Raw genomic sequence first — 15,585 nt, 5'->3', positions numbered from 1 at the left:
CCGCCCCCGCCCCCCCCCCCCCCCCCCCCCCCCCCCCCGCCCCCCCGCGCCCCCCCCCCCCCCCCCCCCCCCCCCCCCCCCCCCCCCCGCGCGCGAATCGCCGATCTCCGCCAGCAGGCGCGCCGGCGCCTGCCCCGCCTGCTGCTCGACAATGCCGAGCGCGGCACCCCCGAAGGCCCCGGCTGGCGCGCCAATCGCCGCGCCCTGGCGGGCCTCGTCCTGAAGCCCGGCCCGGCGGGCGCCCCGACAGGCGCCCGGACAGGCGCTCCGACAGGCGCCACGCCGGACCCCGCCACCCGCCTGCTGGGGGAGGAGGCCGCCATGCCGGTGGCCATCGCCCCCACCGCCCTCGCCGGGCTCTTCCACCCGCGCGGCGAGATCCTCGGCGCCCGCGCGGCGCAGCGTGTGGGCATTCCCTTCTGCCTCAGCGCCCTCTCCGTGCAGCCGGTGGAGCAGGTGGCGGCGGCCGTGCCGCGCCCGCTCTGGTTCCAGCTCCCCCTGCTGCGCGACCGCGAGGCGATGCGCGCCCTCCTCGCCCGCGCCAGCGCCGCCGGCTGCGCGACGCTGGTGGTGACGCTGAGCGCGCGCCTGCCCGTGCCGCTGCCGCGCCGCTTCGGCCAGGGCGGCGGCCTGCCGCTGGGGCTCAGCCTGTCCCAGGCGCTCGACATCCTGGCCCATCCCGGCTGGGCGCTGGGCCTGCTGCGCGCCGAGCATCGCAGCCTGGGCAATCTGCGCGGCCTGGTGCCGGAGGGCGATGGCCTCGCCTCCCTGCTGCCCTGGCTCCAGGCGCAATGCCTGACGGCGCCGGACTGGCAGGCCGTCGCCTGGCTGCGCGGCCTCTGGCCCGGGCGCCTCGTGCTGAAGGGCGTGCTGCGCCCGGCCGAGGCCCATGCGGCGCTCGACTGCGGGGCGGAGGGCGTCATCGTCTCCAACCACGGCAGCGATGCGGGGGCGGAGCCGCTGCCCTCCCTCCAGGCGCTGCCGGAGGTGGCGCGCCTCCTGCGCGGGCGCTGCGCCGTGCTCGCCGATGGCGGCATCCGCAGCGGCGGGGATGTGCTGAAGGCCCTCTCCCTCGGCGCCTGCGGCGTGCTGGTCGGGCGCGCCTGGCTCTACGGGCTGGCCGCCGATGGCGAGGCGGGGGTGGAGCGCGCCCTGCGCATCCTCCACGCCGAGCTCTGCGCCGCGATGCGGCGGGGCGGGATTTCGGGAATGTCCGGAGGCGGACAGGAAACGTAAAAAAGGGGCGCTGCCCCCTTACCCCCGCCGGGGGGACAAGGTCCCCCCGGACCCCGCTGTCAGCGGGTGGCGGCGTATTCGTCCGGGAAAGTGTGCAGCGAGCTTTCCACCACCGTCACCGCGCCATCGATCAGGCCACACCGCCCGCTGCCGGGCAGGATGCGGCACAGGCTCTCCAGCGCCTGCAGATCCTCCGCCGTGCCGCGCCCGCCATCGATACGGTCCAGCAGCCGCGCCAGCTGGAAGGTGCCGGCCTTGCAGGAAGGGCATTGCCCGCAGGAGCCGGCGGCGAAGAAGGCGATATACTCGGCCACCTTGCGGATGATGCTGGTGCCCTCGGAAATCACGATCATCGCCCCGGTGCCAAGGCGCGAGCGCCGCGCCCGCACGGAGTCGAAATCCAGCGCCACATCGAGGTCCCGCTTCGTCAGCAGCGTGTTGGAAGGGCCACCGGTGAAGACGGCCTTGAAGTCCCGCCCCTCCAGCATCCCGCCGCCATGCACGAAGATCAGCTCCTGCAGGCTGGTGCCCATCGGCAGCTCATAAAGGCCGGGGCGCATCACATCGCCGGAGAGGGAATAGAGCTTCGTCCCCGCCGCCGCGCCGATCCCCAGCGCGCGGTACCACGCGGCGCCATGGCGCAGGATATGCGGCACATGCGCCAGCGTCTCGGTGTTGTTGATCAGCGTCGGCGCGCGCCCCACGCCGCTCTGCGCCGGAAAGGGCGGCTTGCGGCGGGGGAAGGGGAAATGCCCGTCCAGCCAGGAGATCACCGCCGTCTCCTCGCCGCCGATATAGCGGCCGGAGGTCTCCACCACCGCGATGTCCAGCGGGTGGCCCAGCGCGCGCTCCATCCGGGCGAGCCAGGGGCTGGCCTGCCACTGCGCCACGGCGCGCCGCATCTCGGCCACCGCCGCGGCCTGGTGCGGGTTGATGTAGAGCACGAGATGCGCCGCCCCCGTGGCCAGCGCGGCGATCAGCCCGCCCTCCACCACCGCATGCGGCGTCCAGCGCAGCAGGTGGCGGTCCTTGAAGGTGCCCGGCTCGTCCTCATTGCCGTTGCAGACGACGAACTTGCCTGCGCCCGGCGCCTCGGCGGCGGCCTGCCACTTGCGCCAGGTGGGGAAGCCGGCGCCCCCCATGCCGCGCAGATCGGCCTCGCGCAGGGTGGGGATGATGGCCGCCGGCTCGGCCAGCGCGGCGATGAGCCCCTGGCCCCCGCCCGCCGCCAGCCAGCCCTCCAGATCGGCGCCCAGTTGGAAGGCGGGGTACAGCAGCACCTGATTCAGCGTGTCCATGATGGCGGTTCCTGCCTGCCCCTCACGCCGCGGCATGCTGGCGCAGCGAGAAGGGCGCGTAGTCGGGGTAGAGAAGGGGGGCGCGCGGCGCGCGCGGCAGGCCGGCGGCGGCCAGCGCGCGCTGCCAGCGGTGCACATGCTCGATGCCGCCCCGGCTATAGGCGGCCACCGGCCGCGCCGCCGCATGCGCCCCGGCCCGGCGGCCGAAGCTGATGATCTCCAGCAGCGCATTGCCCATCAGCCGGTTGCGCCCATGCACGCCGCCCGAGACCTCGCCCGCGGCGTAAAGGCCGGGGATGGTGGTCTCGCCCTGCGGGTCGATCACCGCGCCGCCATTCTGGTAATGCAGCGTGGGGGCCACCAGGAAAGGCTCCCGCCGCGGGTCGAACCCGGCCTTGTGCGCCAGATGCTTCAGCCCGGTGAGCCGCGTCTCCAGCAGGTCCGGCTGGCGCGCCAGCAGGCCCGGCGTGTCGAGGAACACCCCCACCCGCCCGCCGCGCGTGACGCCGCGCCCCTCCGCGATCTCGCGCAGGATGGCGGCGGCGACGATGTCGCGCGCCAGCAGCTCATCGACGAAGCGCTGGCCATGGCCATTCACCAGCCACGCCCCGGCCGAGCGCACCGCCTCCGAGATCAGCCCGCCTGCCAGCGGCGCCGGCCAGGCCACGCCCGTCGGGTGATACTGGAAGGAGTCGAGGTCGCGCAGCCGCGCCCCCATGCGGTAGGCCAGCACCAGCCCGTCCGCCGTGGCGCCATAGTGGTTGGAGGTGGGGAAGCCGCCGAGATGCAGCCGCCCGCTGCCGCCCGTCGCCAGGATCACCGCGGGGCTGCGCAGCAGCAGGAAACGGCGGTGCTCCAGGTCATAGAGCACGGCGCCGACACAGGCCCCGGCATCATCGGAGAGCAGTTCCACCGCCGGGCAGCGGTTCATTACCGTGATGCGCGGGTGGAGCTCCACCGCCTCGCGCAGCACGCGCATCATCTCCAGCCCGGTGACGTCCCTGTGGCTGAGGATGCGCGGCACGGTGGTGCCGCCAGCCTTCTTGCGCAGCAGCCGCGCGCCGAGCCCCGCCTCCTTCTCCAGGTCGAAATGCATGCCGAGGCCGATCAGCCAGCGGATCACCGCCGGGCCATCGGTGACGAGCTGCTTCACCAGATGCGGGTCGGCGCTGTTGTGGCCGCCGCGCAGCGTGTCGTCGAAATGGTGCTGCAGGCTGTCCTCCGGCCCGATGGCGGCCTGGATGCCGCCCTCGGCCATCACCGTGTTGCTGTCACCCATGCGCAGCTTGGTGGCCAGGATCACCTGCCGCCCGGCGCCCGCCGCGGCCAGCGCCGCCGCCGCTCCCGCGCCGCCGCCGCCCAGCACCAGCACATCGGCGCGCAGCGGCGTGGCGCCGGCCAGCGCCGCATCGTCGAGCAGCGCATTGCTCTGCAGCAGCGCGGCGAGGGGGGGGGGGGGGGGGGGGGCCCCCCTTGGGCCGCGGGTGGCAGGGATCGCCCGCATTGGCGCCGATCGCCAGCGCCACCCGCGCCCCGGCGGCATGGTCCGGGTGGTAGCGGCCGAGCAGCGCCTGCGTCGCGAGGTTGGCCGGTGGCGGCGGCAGCGCCGCGGCCTGCGGCAGCGCCGCCAGCGCGCGCTCATAGGCAATGCCAGCGGGCAGGGGGGTGGGCAGGGGCGCGGGAAGGTCGGGGGTGCTCATGCGTCGTGCTCCACGGCCGGCGCGGCGCCGGCACCGGCTTCGGGGGGGATCTCGACGGCCATCGCGCCCTGCTCGATCTCGCGCAGGCGGCGCACCAGGTCGATCGGCCGCAGCGTCAGCGCCGCCGTCGCGCGGCGGACGAAAAGGCCGAGATTGTTCGGCCGGATATGCTCGGGGCAGGCCAGGGTGCAGAGGTTGCACATCACGCACTCGTCGAAGCCGCGCGCCGCCGCGTCGAAATCCCCGGCGACGCAGAGCGCCACGCCCTGCTGCACCGCGATGCCCTTGGGGCAGGCGCGGTCACAGCCGCCGCAATGGCGGCAATGCGCCGCTTCCGGGAAAATGGCGTTGAGCTGGTCCAGCAGGCCCCAGCTCTCCGTCACCTCGGCGATGTCGTAGACATGCCGGTGCTCGGGGATGAAGTAGTCGATGAAGGACACCTCCATCCCCGCCTCGGCGCGCGTCTCGCAGGCGAGGCGGGTCTCCACCTGCCGCTCCCCCTGGCGCCGCACCATGCAGCGGCAGGAGCCGCAGACGCCCTGGCCCATGCAGCCGATATTGGCCGTCAGCGCCGCCGTGCCATGGGCGGCGGCCTGGAGGATGGAGGCTTCCGGCGCGGCGGTGATCTCCACCCCGTCGATGACCAGCGTGATGCCGGCGGCGGGCGCCGCGGCGGGGCCTGCCTCCGGGGGTGGGGGGGTGTGAGCATCCATGGCGCGGCAGCGCTCCCTTGATCAGCCACCGGCCAGCGGCGGCGGGGGAGGTATCGCAAGCCCCGTGCCGTGGCCGCGCGGCACCCGGCCACGCGCGGAAAACCCTGCGCGGCCAAGGCGATACGGCATGCGGCCCGGGGGGCGCCGGGCCTTCCCGCGCCCATGCCCGCCCCGGGCCGTTCGGTTTTCCGGACGCGGCGGGGGCGGGCCGGTCGGAAAACCGAACGCAGCTTCCGCCGGATGCCCGGCTTTTCCAAGCGGAATCAGCCGCCTCCCGCCCCCGGCGGGGGCCGGGCGCGGCTGGTATGGCGGTTGCAGGCACCACCCCACGCCCCCACACCCACGCCCGGCCCGCCGCCGGCGCGCGCCCGGAGCCCGCCACCCATGCCACCCACGCCCATCCCCCCCGCCGCCCCGCCCGTGATAGGCTGCGCCCCGTGCTGCCCGCCGCGGCGCGCCGGGCGGCCCCGCGCCTGGCCCCGTTAGCCGCCGTGCCAGCCCAGCCCGGGCCAGGAACCCCGCCGTGAACGCCCTCTCCCCCCGCGCCGCCGCCGCCCCCTGCCGCTACAGCGGCCGCTGCGGCGGGCGCTGCCGGCTCGCCCCCGGCACCGATCCGGCAGCCCTCGCCGCGCTGCCCTGCGTCGTCACCATGCGCCAGCGCGACTTTTTCCTGTATGTCGTCCTGGCGGCGCTGCTCTCCCTCCTGGCCGGCTGGCTGGTCTTCGAGCACACGCTGCAGGCGGGCCTGCGCGACCTGCGCGGCGCCATGGAATCCCGCATCAGCCTCCATGCCGGCGCGCTGGAGCGCGAGATGGAGCGCTTCGGCCTGCTGCCGCTCACCGCCTCGCTCAACCGCGACGTGGCGGATTTCCTCCAGGCGCCCCCCGCCGCGCGCGACGTGGCGGAGATGAACCGCTACCTGAAGCAGCTCAACGCCAGCATCGGCGCGCAACAGGCCTATCTGGTGGACCCCGGCGGGCAGATCGTCGCCACCAGCAACTGGGACCGGCCGGACAGCTTCCTCGGCCGCGACATCTCCTACCGCCCCTATGTGCGCAACGCCCGGCCGGGGCGGACGGAAGGCTTCTACGGCATCGGCACCACCAACAACGCCTCCGGCTATTTCCTCGCCACGGCGGTGGAGCAGCAGGGGCGGCGCCTCGGCGTCGTCGCCATCAAGATCGACCTGGAGCAGCTGGAAAAACCCTGGCGCGGCGCCGAATACCCCGTGCTGCTGACGGATGCGAATGATGTCGTCATCCTCGCCTCGGTGCCGGACTGGAAATACGCCACCCTCGGCCCCCTCAGCCCCGCCGCCCGGCAGAAGCTGGAAGAAACCCAGCAATATAACCACCGCCCGCTACCCGCCCTGCCCTGGCAGCCGCTGCGCGACCTCGGCGAGGGGCTGCGCCTCGCCCGCCTGGGCGAGGGCGGCGCCGCGCAGGACTACCTGGCCCTGGCGCGCCAGATGCCGGGCAGCGGCATGAACGTTACCGTGCTCAGCGAGCCGGGGGATCTCTACAGCCTGGCCTGGGCGCGCGCCGTCGCCGCCATGGTGATGGTGGCCTTCGCCTCCGTGCTGCTGCACGCCTTCCGCCTCTGGCGCGATGCGACGCGGGAGCGGCTGGCGGCGCGCGAGGCGCTCCAGGCCGCGCATGACCACCTGGAGCTCCAGGTGGAGCAGCGCAGCGCCGAGCTGCGCGCCGCCAATGCCGGGCTGCGGCGCGAGGTGCAGGAGCGCATCCAGGCCGTCCGCCGCCTGGAAAGCGCCCAGGAAGAACTGATCCGCACCGAGAACCTCGCCGTGATCGGCCAGCTTTCCGCCGGCCTCGCGCATGAGATCAACCAGCCCCTCGCGGCGCTCAGCACCCTCTCGGCCAATGCCGTGCGCTTCCTGGAGCGCGGCGATACCGAGACGGTGCGCTTCAACCTCGGCCGCATCACCGATCTGGTGGCGCGGCTCGGCACGCTGACGGGGCAGCTGCGCTCCTTCGCCCGCCGCTCCACCGGCGAGGCCGAGCCCCTGCCGCTGGCCCAGCGCATCGAGAGCGCCGCGGCCCTGCTCGGCCACCGGCTGGAGAAGGACGGCGTGCAGCTGGTGCTGGAGCCGCCGCCCGCCGCCGTGGTGGCCCAGGGCGAGGCCGTGCGGCTTGAGCAGGTGCTCGTCAACCTCATCGGCAATGCCGCCGATGCCGTGGCGGAGCAGACGGAAAAGCGCATCCGCATCCGCTGGTGGCAGGAGGGCGGGGCGGCCTGCGTCACCGTCTCCGACAATGGGCCGGGGATGAGCGGGGCGGTGCTGGAACGGCTCTTCGAGCCCTTCTTCACCACCAAGAAGAGCAGCGGGCTGGGCCTTGGCCTGGCCATTTCGTCGGACATCATGCGCCGCCTCGGCGGCAGCCTGGAGGCCGCCAACCGGCCGGAGGGGGGCGCTGTCTTCACCCTCCGCCTGCCGGCCGCGGCGATGGAGAGCAAGCGTGCGTGAGATCGAGGTCCTGCTGGTCGAGGATGACGAGGATGTCCGGCTGGGCTGCCTCCAGGCCCTGGCGCTGGAGGGGTTGCAGGCCCAGGGCTTCGACTCCGTCGAGAAGGCGCGGCGCCTGCCGCTGCGCGGCTTCCCCGGCGTCGTCGTCACCGATATCCGCCTGCCCGGCACGGATGGCATGAGCTTCCTGCGCGAGATCGTGGCGGAGGATGCGGACCAGCCCGTCATCCTCATCACCGGCCATGGCGATGTGGCGACCGCCGTGCAGGCGATGCGCGATGGCGCCTATGACTTCATCCAGAAGCCCTTCACGCCGGAGCAGCTGGTGGGGGTGGTGCAGCGCGCGCTGGAGAAGCGGCGGCTGGCGCTGGAGGTGCGCCGCCTGCGCCAGCAGATCGCCGCCATCGGCGGGCTGGAGAACCGCATCATCGGCTCGTCCCCCGCCGTGGTGGCGTTGCGCGGCCTGGTGCAGGACGTGGCCGCCACGCCCTCCGACGTGATGATCCTGGGCGAGACCGGCACCGGCAAGGAACTGGTGGCGCGCTGCCTGCACGACCTCAGCGGCCGCACCGGCCCCTTCGTCGCGCTGAACTGCGGCGGCCTGCCGGAAACCCTGTTCGAGAGCGAGATCTTCGGCCACGAGGCCGGCGCCTTCTCCGGCGCCACCAGGCAGCGCATCGGCAAGATCGAGCACGCGCGCAACGGCACGCTCTTCCTCGACGAGATCGAGAGCATGTCGATGGCCATGCAGGTGAAGTTCCTGCGCGTGCTGCAGGAGCGGGTGGTGGAGCGGCTGGGCTCCAACCGCCTCATCCCCGTCGATTTCCGCGTCATCGCCGCGACCAAGGCGGATCTGGCCGAGCTGGCCGCGCAGGGGAAGTTCCGCGCCGACCTGCATTTCCGCCTGAACGTGGTGACGGTGGACCTCCCGCCGCTGCGCCAGCGGCGGGAGGATGTGCCGCTGCTCTTCAGCCACTTCGTCGCCCAGGCCGCCACCCGCCTGCACCGCCCGGCGCCACAGGTGAAGGACGCCCTGGTCCAGGAACTGATGGCCCATTCCTGGCCGGGCAATGTGCGGGAACTGGGCAACCAGGCGGAACGCTTCGTCCTCGGGCTGCGGCCGCTGGTGGGGCAGGGGGGCAGCGGCGGGCCGGTGCCCCTCGGCCTCGCCGTGGAAGCCTTCGAGCGCAGCCTGATCACCGAGGAACTGCGCCGCCAGGGCGGCAATATCTCCCGCACGGCGGAAGCCATGCAGATCGCCAAGACCACGCTTTTCGACAAGATCCGGAAATACGGGATTGAGGAAAGAAGTTAGGGGAAGGGAGAGTTCTTTTTTGAAAAAAAGAACCAAAAAACTTTTTCAGTTCAGCGTCCCGCTGTGTCGGGAGACGGCGGCAGCCTGAAAAAAACTGGAAAAGTTTTTCTTTTTCTTCTATGTCAGGGGCATCGGGAGAAGAGACGCTGCGGACGGCCTGGACGTATTTCTGGAGCACCGCATGCGATACACTGCGAAGGCCCTTCTGGGCGCCCTGCTGGCCGGGCTTTTGGGGGCACCCCTGGGGGCCGCGGCGCAGACCGCCAGCCCAGGCCCCATCCTGGCCAATGTGCGGGCCAAGGGCGTGCTGGATTGCAGCGGCAATGTCGGCTCCGCCGGCTTCGGCGTGCCGGACAGCCGTGGCGAGCAGCAGGGGCTGGACCCGGATATCTGCCGCGCCATCGCCGCCGCCGTGCTGGGGGACCCGGCCAAGGTGCGCTGGACGGTGGTGACCAGCCAGGCCCGCATCCCCATGCTGCAATCCGGGCAGCTGGACATCATCGCCCGCACCTTCACCTGGACGCATGGGCGCGAGGTGGCGGCGGGCCTGCAATTCGGCCCCGTGACCTTCTATGACGGCCAGGGCTTCATCGTGCGCGCCAACAGCGGCGTGAAGCATGCGGCGGAGCTGAACGGCGCCACGGTCTGCGTCGGTGCCGGCTCCACCAACGAGATGAACCTGGCCGACTGGGCGCGCACCAACCGGGTGAAGGTGCAGGCCGTGGTCTTCGAGAATATCGAGGATACCCGCAAGGCCTACATGGCCGGCCGCTGCGATGCCTATACGCTGGATGCCAGCCAGCTGGCCGGCTTCCTCAGCACTCTGCCGCGCGGCGAACACCTGATCCTGCCCGAGATCATCAGCAAGGAGCCCCTGACCCCGGCCGTCCGCAAGGGCGACCCGCAATGGTTCGATATCATGCGCTGGACGGTCTATGCCCTGTTCATCGCTGAGGAGCTGGGCGTCACCCGCGCCAATGTGGACCAGATGCTGGAAAGCCAGAACCCCGAAGTGCAGCGCCTGCTGGGCGTGACGGGCGATTTCGGCCCCGCCATGGGCCTGGACCGCCGCTGGGCCTACAACGCCATCAAGGCGGTGGGCAATTATGGCGAGATCTATGACCGCCACCTGGGCCCTGACACCCCCCTGGCCCTTCCGCGCGGCCTGAACGCGCTGTGGAACAAGGGCGGCCTGATCTACGCGCCCCCTCTTCGCTGAAAAAGTCTTTTTGCTTCTTTTTCTTCAGAAAAAGAAGATTCTTTTCTTCCCTCTTCCCGGGGTGGTGCGCATGCCCACCCCGGCCTACTCTCCGGCCCTGTGCCCCTGTCCTGCCGGAGCCTTTCCCGTGTCCGAACCTGTCGCTGAGCAGCTGATCGCGCGTTTCTTCCGCTACCTCGCGGTGTCCAGCCAGAGCGACGCGCCGGTGCAGACCTTGCCGAGCAGCCAGGGCCAGCTCCGCCTCGCCGCCCTGCTGGAGGAGGAACTGGCCGAACTCGGCCTGGTGGACCTGCATTGCAGCGAGGATGGCATCGTCACCGCGCGCCTGCCGGGCACGGTGCCGGGCGCGCCGCGCCTCGGCTTCATCGCGCATCTGGACACGGTGGATGTCGGCCTCTCCCCCGAGATCCGCCCGCAGCGCCTGCGCTTCGAGGGCGCGGACCTCCTGCTGAACGCCGGGCGGGATATCTGGCTGCGCGTCGCCGATCACCCCGAAATCCTGCCCTACCATGGCGAGGAGATCCTGTTCAGCGACGGCACCAGCGTGCTCGGCGCGGACAACAAGGCGGCCATCGCCACCATCATGACGGCGCTGGACACGCTGCGCGCCGGCGGCACGCCGCATGGCGATATCCTGGTGGCCTTCGTGCCGGATGAGGAAATCGGCCTGCGTGGCGCCAAGGCGCTCGACCTCGCCCGCTTCCCCGCGGATTTCGCCTATACCATCGATTGCTGCGAGCGCGGCGAGGTGGTGTGGGAAACCTTCAACGCCGCGCAGGTGGTGATCGATATCACCGGCGTCACCGCGCACCCCATGTCGGCCAAGGGCGTTCTGGTCAACCCCATCCTGCTCGCCGCGGAACTGATGGGACATTTCGATCCCTTGCAGACGCCGGAACACACGGCGGGGCGCGAGGGCTATTGGTGGTTCAACGGCATCACCGGCAACCAGAGCGGCGCGCGGTTGCAGATGTCGATCCGCGATTTCGATGAAGCCAGCTTCGCCGCGCGCAAACAGCGGGTGGAAGACGTTGTCGCCGCGATGCGGGCGCGCCACCCGCGCGCCGGCTTCACCTGCCGCATCGAAGACAGCTACCGCAATATCGGCAGCGCCCTCGGCGAGGACCGGCGCTGCGTCGATCTGATCTTCCGCGCGCTCGGCGATCTTCAGATCACGCCCAAGGCCATCGCCATGCGGGGCGGCACGGATGGCTCCGCCCTCTCGGCGCGCGGGCTGCCCACGCCCAATTATTTTACCGGGGCGCATAACTTCCATTCGCGCTTCGAGTTCCTGCCCGTCAGCGCTTTCGTGGACTCGTACCGGGTGACGATGCGGCTCTGCGCCCTGGCAGCGGAGTAGGAAGAACCTTCTTTTTCTGAAGAAAAAGAAGCAAAAAGACTTTTGGGAGTTGGGCATCCCGCCTCAGGCCGGCGGGATGCCGGGGGAAGTTCAGTCGCCCAGGAAGGCGTCGGCCAGAACCTTCACGTTCAGCACGACGATCAGCGCGGCGATCGCCCAGCCCACCACCAGCTGCCAGCGTGGCGCCACCAGCGCGCCAAGGCGGCGCCGGTCACCGGCGAACATCATCAGCGGAATCACCGCGAAGGGCAGCTGCATCGACAGCACGACCTGACTGAGGATCAGCAGCTGCGCCGTGCCCGACTCGCCATGGATCCAGGTCACCACCACGGCCGGCACAATGGCGATGAGCCGCGTGATCAACCGCCGGATCACCGGGCGCAGCCGCAGGTGCAGGAAGCCCTCCATCACCACCTGGCCCGAGAGGGTCGCGGTCACGGTGGCATTCACGCCGCACAGCAGCAGCGCCACGGCAAACAGCGTCGCCGCCAGACCGCTGCCCAGCAGCGGGGACATCAGCTGGTAGGCCTCCTGGATTTCCGCCACCTCGGTGTTGCCGCTGGTGTGGAAGACCGCCGCGGCGGTGATCAGGATGGCCGAATTCACCAGCAGCGCCAGGGTCAGGGCGATGCTGCTGTCCAGCGTGGCGAAGCGGATGGCCTCGCGCTTGCCCGCCTCGTCCGGCACCCAGGCGCGGGACTGCACGACGGCGGTGTGCAGGTAGAGATTATGCGGCATCACCGTGGCACCCAGGATGCCGATGGCGATGTAGAGCTGGGTCTGGTTCGTCACGATCGAGGTGGCGGGCAGATAGCCGCGCAGCACCGCGCCCCATTCCGGGTCGGACAGCGCCAGCTGCACCACGAAGCAGCCGAAGATCAGCACGATCAGGCCGAAGACCAGCGCCTCCAGCCAGCGCACGCCCTTGTGCTGGAGCCAGAGGATCAGGAAGGCATCGAGCGCCGTCAGCATCACGCCATACAGCAGGGGGATGCCGAACAGCAGCTCCAGCGCGATGGCCGTGCCGATCAGCTCGGCGAGGTCGGTGGCGCAGATGGCGGCCTCGGCCAGCAGCCAGAGCGGCCAGGAGACGGCGCGCGGAAAGCGCTCCCGGCAAAGCTGCGCGAGGTCCCGCCCCGTTGCGATGCCGATGCGGGCGCACAGCGCCTGGAGCAGGATCGCCATCAGCGAGGAGGCGAGGGCGACGGAGAGCAGCGTATAGCCAAAGGCCGAGCCGCCGGCGAGGGCAGTGGCCCAGTTGCCCGGGTCCATATAGCCCACCGCCACCATATAGCCCGGCCCCATGAAGGCGAAGAGCTTGCGCAGGAAGCCGCCGGCATTGGGGACGGCGACACTGCGGTGCACTTCGGGCAGGCTGGGGGGGCTGGTGGCGTGGGCGGCGGCGGAATCGGGGGGGGCTATGGCGTCCGCAGTGATTTTCATGCTCGGCCTCCAAATCTTAGTGTAGGCTAAGTTCTGTTGGGGCGCCTATCAAGGGGGCCTGAACCTGGATTTCCGTATGCGCCGCGTCACCACCCAGCCCATCCTGCCGCCCGCCGAGGAGCAGGCCGCCCGCTTCGCCCTCCAGCGCGAGGCCGACCGCACCGCCACGGCGGAAGACTATGTCGAGTTGATCGCGGACCTGTTGCAGGCGGAGGGCGAGGCGCGGCCGGTGGATCTGGCGCGGCGCATGGGGGTGTCCCAGGCCACGGTCACGGCCACCATTGGCCGGCTGCAACGCGATGGGCTGGTGGAAACGAAGCCCTATCGCGGCCTCTTCCTGACCCCGGCCGGGCGCGAGATGGCGGCGGCGGCCAAGGCCCGGCATGAGCTGGTGGTGCGTTTTCTCATCGCCGTCGGGCTGGACGCCGAAACCGCCGAGCAGGATGCCGAGGGGCTGGAACACCATGTCAGCGGAAAGGCCCTGGCGGCTTTCGCGGCCTTTCTGGCCGGGCGTGATGGTCAGGGGTGATTTGTCATAATGATGGTTGGGCGTCTTCTTGGAGAAGAAGAACAGCGTTCTTTTTTGGAAAAAAGAACCAAAAAACTTTTCCAGTCTGGCGGCCCGCCTGGACGGCAGACGGCGGCAGCCTGAAAGAAATCTGAAATCAATCCTCTGGCGGCGATGGCAGGCCCGCGATCAGGCGGCCCAGGAAAGGATCTTCGGGCGGGGCGGCCACCAGGGGGCGGAAGGCCAGCAGGGTCTGTAGCACCGCCAGATGCAGATGCGTGCAGCCGGACAGGTCCACCCGTGGCCGCTTCATCTGGCGCAGGCCATGCGCCAGGGTCTCGGCTTCCTCGATGCTGCAATGGCCCTCCAGCACGGCCATCACCTCGCTCAGGAGGATGGGCATCAGATCAACTCCCCCACATCCAGGATCAGCAGCACGCGGCCATCGCCCAGCAGGGTGGTGCCGGTGAAGCCGCGTATCCCCGCCAGCACGCCGTCGAGCGGGCGGACAATGGCCTCCATCCGCTCGCGGAAGGCATCGATCACCAGCCCGACAATGGCGGTGCCGGCGCGCAGCACCAGGACGGGCGCATCCTCCTGCTCGGCCTCCTCCTCCGGCTCTGGCAGGCCGAGCAGATCGGCCAGCCGCAGCAGCGGCACGATGCGCTCGCGCAGCACGAAGGCCTCGCGGTCGCGCAGGCGGTGGATGGCGCTGGCGGGCAGGCGCACGCTTTCCACCACCATGCCCATCGGGATGCCAAAAAGCTGCCCGCCGCATTCGATGGTCATGATGCGCGTCACCGCCATGCTGAGCGGCATGGTGATGCGGATGGTGGTGCCGCGCCCGATCTCGCTCTCCACATCCACCCAGCCGCCGGCCTTCTCGACGGTGGCGCGCACCACATCCATGCCGACGCCACGGCCGGAGAGATCGGAAATCTGCTCGGCGGTGGAGAAGCCGGCGGCGAAGATCAGGCGCAGCGCCTCGGCATCGCCCAGGGCGGCGGCGGCCTCGGGCTCCAGCATGCCGCGTTCCACGGCCTTGCGCCGCAGCCGCTCCGGATCGATGCCGCGCCCGTCATCGCTGACGGTGACGACGATGCTTTCATTCAGCGGCGCGGCGCTGAGGCGCACGGTGCCCTGGGGCGGCTTGCCGGCGGCGCGGCGCTCCTCCGGCGTTTCCAGCCCGTGGTCGAGGCTGTTACGGACCATGTGGATCAGCGGGTCCGCCAGGGCCTCGATCATGGTCTTGTCGGCCTCGGTCTCCTCGCCTTCCAGCACCAGTTCCACCTGCTTGCCGAGCTTGCGCGCGACATCGCGCACCAGCCGGGGGAAGCGCTGGAAGACATGGCTGACCGGCAGCATGCGGATCGCCATGATGGCGCCCTGCATATCCTCCGCCAGACGGTTGACGACGGCGTGCTGGTCCTTGATGTCGCGCACCAGCTCCCGCGCGCTGGCGCCGGCTTCCGCCTTGCGCGCGAGGTAGGAGAGGCTGTTCTTGGCGACGATCAACTCGCCGATGAGGTTCATCAGCTGGTCGATCTTGGCCTGATCGACGCGCAGGGTGGTGGAATGCGGCGCGCGCGCCTCGGCGGCGCCCAGGGCCTCGGCGGGCGGCGGCGCGGCGCGGCCGGGGGTGGCCAGTCCGGGTGTGGCGGGGCCGGGCATGGCCGCGGGCGCCGGCAGGGGGTGCAGCGCCTCGACCAGCGCCAGCAGCGGCCCCGTCTCCCCCGTGGTGGCGGCCTGCGTGGCGGCGGCCAGGGCGGCCTCCTCCACCTCCCGCCCCTGATGCGCGGCGACGCGGCGCAGCACCTCGGCCACCGAGGCGGCGCGGCCCGGCAGCAGGGCGGGTTCCAGCGGCTCCGCCAGGACCTGCCGCTGTGCCGCAAGCACCATCGCCAGCGGGGCCTCCGCCTCCTGGGCCGCCTCCGGCGTGGCGGCGGGCAGCCAGGGGGTGATCGCCACCTCCTCCGCGCCGCAATAGCGGAACAGCTCCCGCAGATCCTCAGCCGGGGCGAGGCTGAGCAGCTGGAAGCCCACGAGGCACTCGAAGGGGTCGAAGGCCTCGGCCGGCGGCCAGGGCGCGGGCTCGGCGATGCGCAGCCACAGCAGTTCCGGCACCTGGCGCAGCAGCAGCAGCGGGTCATCCCCGCGGAAGAAGCAGGCGGTGTCCGGTTGGTAGGCGATGGCCACCAGCGGGCGGCCGGCGGCGCGGGCGGCGGCCTCGGCGGCGGCGCGCTCGGCCGGGGGCAGGCTGCAGGCCAGCCAGGATGGCCGCTGGTGGCTGGCCTTCGGCGTGCTGGCG

At 71.4% G+C, this 15,585-nt stretch carries 12 protein-coding genes; 6 read left to right on the top strand and 6 right to left on the bottom strand.

All coding sequences use genetic code 11. The annotated features are described in order from the left end of the window. Positions 1-1,236 (top strand): alpha-hydroxy acid oxidase (locus NON00_RS16545; protein WP_256023182.1); only part of this gene is annotated, 1,236 nt, incomplete at its 5' end. 59 nt (positions 1,237-1,295) lie between these two features. Here NON00_RS16545 and NON00_RS16540 read toward each other — a convergent pair. The 3 genes from NON00_RS16540 to NON00_RS16530 form a co-directional block, all read right to left on the bottom strand. Further along, the gene (locus NON00_RS16540; RefSeq protein WP_256023180.1) at positions 1,296-2,534 is read right to left on the bottom strand and encodes an NADH-quinone oxidoreductase subunit F; all 1,239 of its coding nucleotides are present in this window, start codon (positions 2,532-2,534) and stop codon (positions 1,296-1,298) included. 22 nt (positions 2,535-2,556) lie between these two features. Next, the gene (locus tag NON00_RS16535) at positions 2,557-4,038 is read right to left on the bottom strand and encodes an FAD-binding protein (RefSeq protein ID WP_305123399.1); all 1,482 of its coding nucleotides are present in this window, start codon (positions 4,036-4,038) and stop codon (positions 2,557-2,559) included. A gap of 192 nt (positions 4,039-4,230) precedes the next feature. After that, positions 4,231-4,947 carry a 4Fe-4S dicluster domain-containing protein gene (locus NON00_RS16530; protein WP_256023178.1) on the bottom strand — a complete coding sequence of 239 codons (717 nt, stop codon included), beginning with the start codon at positions 4,945-4,947 and terminating at the stop codon, positions 4,231-4,233. 523 nt (positions 4,948-5,470) lie between these two features. Here NON00_RS16530 and NON00_RS24930 point away from each other — a divergent pair. From NON00_RS24930 to pepT, 4 genes are all read left to right on the top strand, one after another. Further along, on the top strand, positions 5,471-7,432 hold the full coding sequence (locus NON00_RS24930; protein WP_256023176.1) for an ATP-binding protein: 1,962 nt from the start codon (positions 5,471-5,473) through the stop codon (positions 7,430-7,432). Then, positions 7,425-8,747, top strand: a complete 1,323-nt coding sequence (locus tag NON00_RS16520) for a sigma-54 dependent transcriptional regulator (protein WP_256023174.1) — start codon at positions 7,425-7,427, stop codon at positions 8,745-8,747. The genes NON00_RS24930 and NON00_RS16520 overlap by 8 nt, the downstream gene beginning before the upstream one ends. A 181-nt stretch (positions 8,748-8,928) precedes the next feature. Beyond that, on the top strand, positions 8,929-9,966 hold the full coding sequence (locus tag NON00_RS16515; RefSeq protein ID WP_256023171.1) for an amino acid ABC transporter substrate-binding protein: 1,038 nt from the start codon (positions 8,929-8,931) through the stop codon (positions 9,964-9,966). 127 nt (positions 9,967-10,093) lie between these two features. After that, the gene (gene pepT / locus NON00_RS16510) at positions 10,094-11,326 is read left to right on the top strand and encodes a peptidase T (protein WP_256023169.1); all 1,233 of its coding nucleotides are present in this window, start codon (positions 10,094-10,096) and stop codon (positions 11,324-11,326) included. A gap of 90 nt (positions 11,327-11,416) precedes the next feature. Here pepT and NON00_RS16505 read toward each other — a convergent pair whose 3' ends face one another. Beyond that, positions 11,417-12,769, bottom strand: a complete 1,353-nt coding sequence (locus tag NON00_RS16505; protein WP_256023167.1) for an Nramp family divalent metal transporter — start codon at positions 12,767-12,769, stop codon at positions 11,417-11,419. A gap of 76 nt (positions 12,770-12,845) precedes the next feature. On the opposite strand from NON00_RS16505, the gene mntR reads away from it, so the two are divergent. Beyond that, a complete protein-coding gene (gene mntR, locus NON00_RS16500) occupies positions 12,846-13,298 on the top strand; it encodes a manganese-binding transcriptional regulator MntR (protein ID WP_256023164.1) in 453 nt (150 codons plus the stop codon). Positions 13,299-13,434: 136 nt separating this feature from the next. On the opposite strand, the gene NON00_RS16495 is transcribed toward mntR, so the two are convergent. Both NON00_RS16495 and NON00_RS16490 read right to left on the bottom strand, forming a co-directional pair. Next, on the bottom strand, positions 13,435-13,680 hold the full coding sequence (locus NON00_RS16495; protein ID WP_256023161.1) for a hypothetical protein: 246 nt from the start codon (positions 13,678-13,680) through the stop codon (positions 13,435-13,437). Continuing rightward, the coding region (locus NON00_RS16490) for a chemotaxis protein CheA (protein ID WP_256023158.1) at positions 13,680-15,585 on the bottom strand (1,906 nt) is incomplete at its 5' end. The genes NON00_RS16490 and NON00_RS16495, both read right to left, overlap by 1 nt.

The organism is Roseomonas sp. GC11 (assembly GCF_024437745.1).
Lineage (GTDB): Bacteria > Pseudomonadota > Alphaproteobacteria > Acetobacterales > Acetobacteraceae > Pseudoroseomonas.
This window is presented reverse-complemented; position numbering and strand designations above follow the sequence as displayed.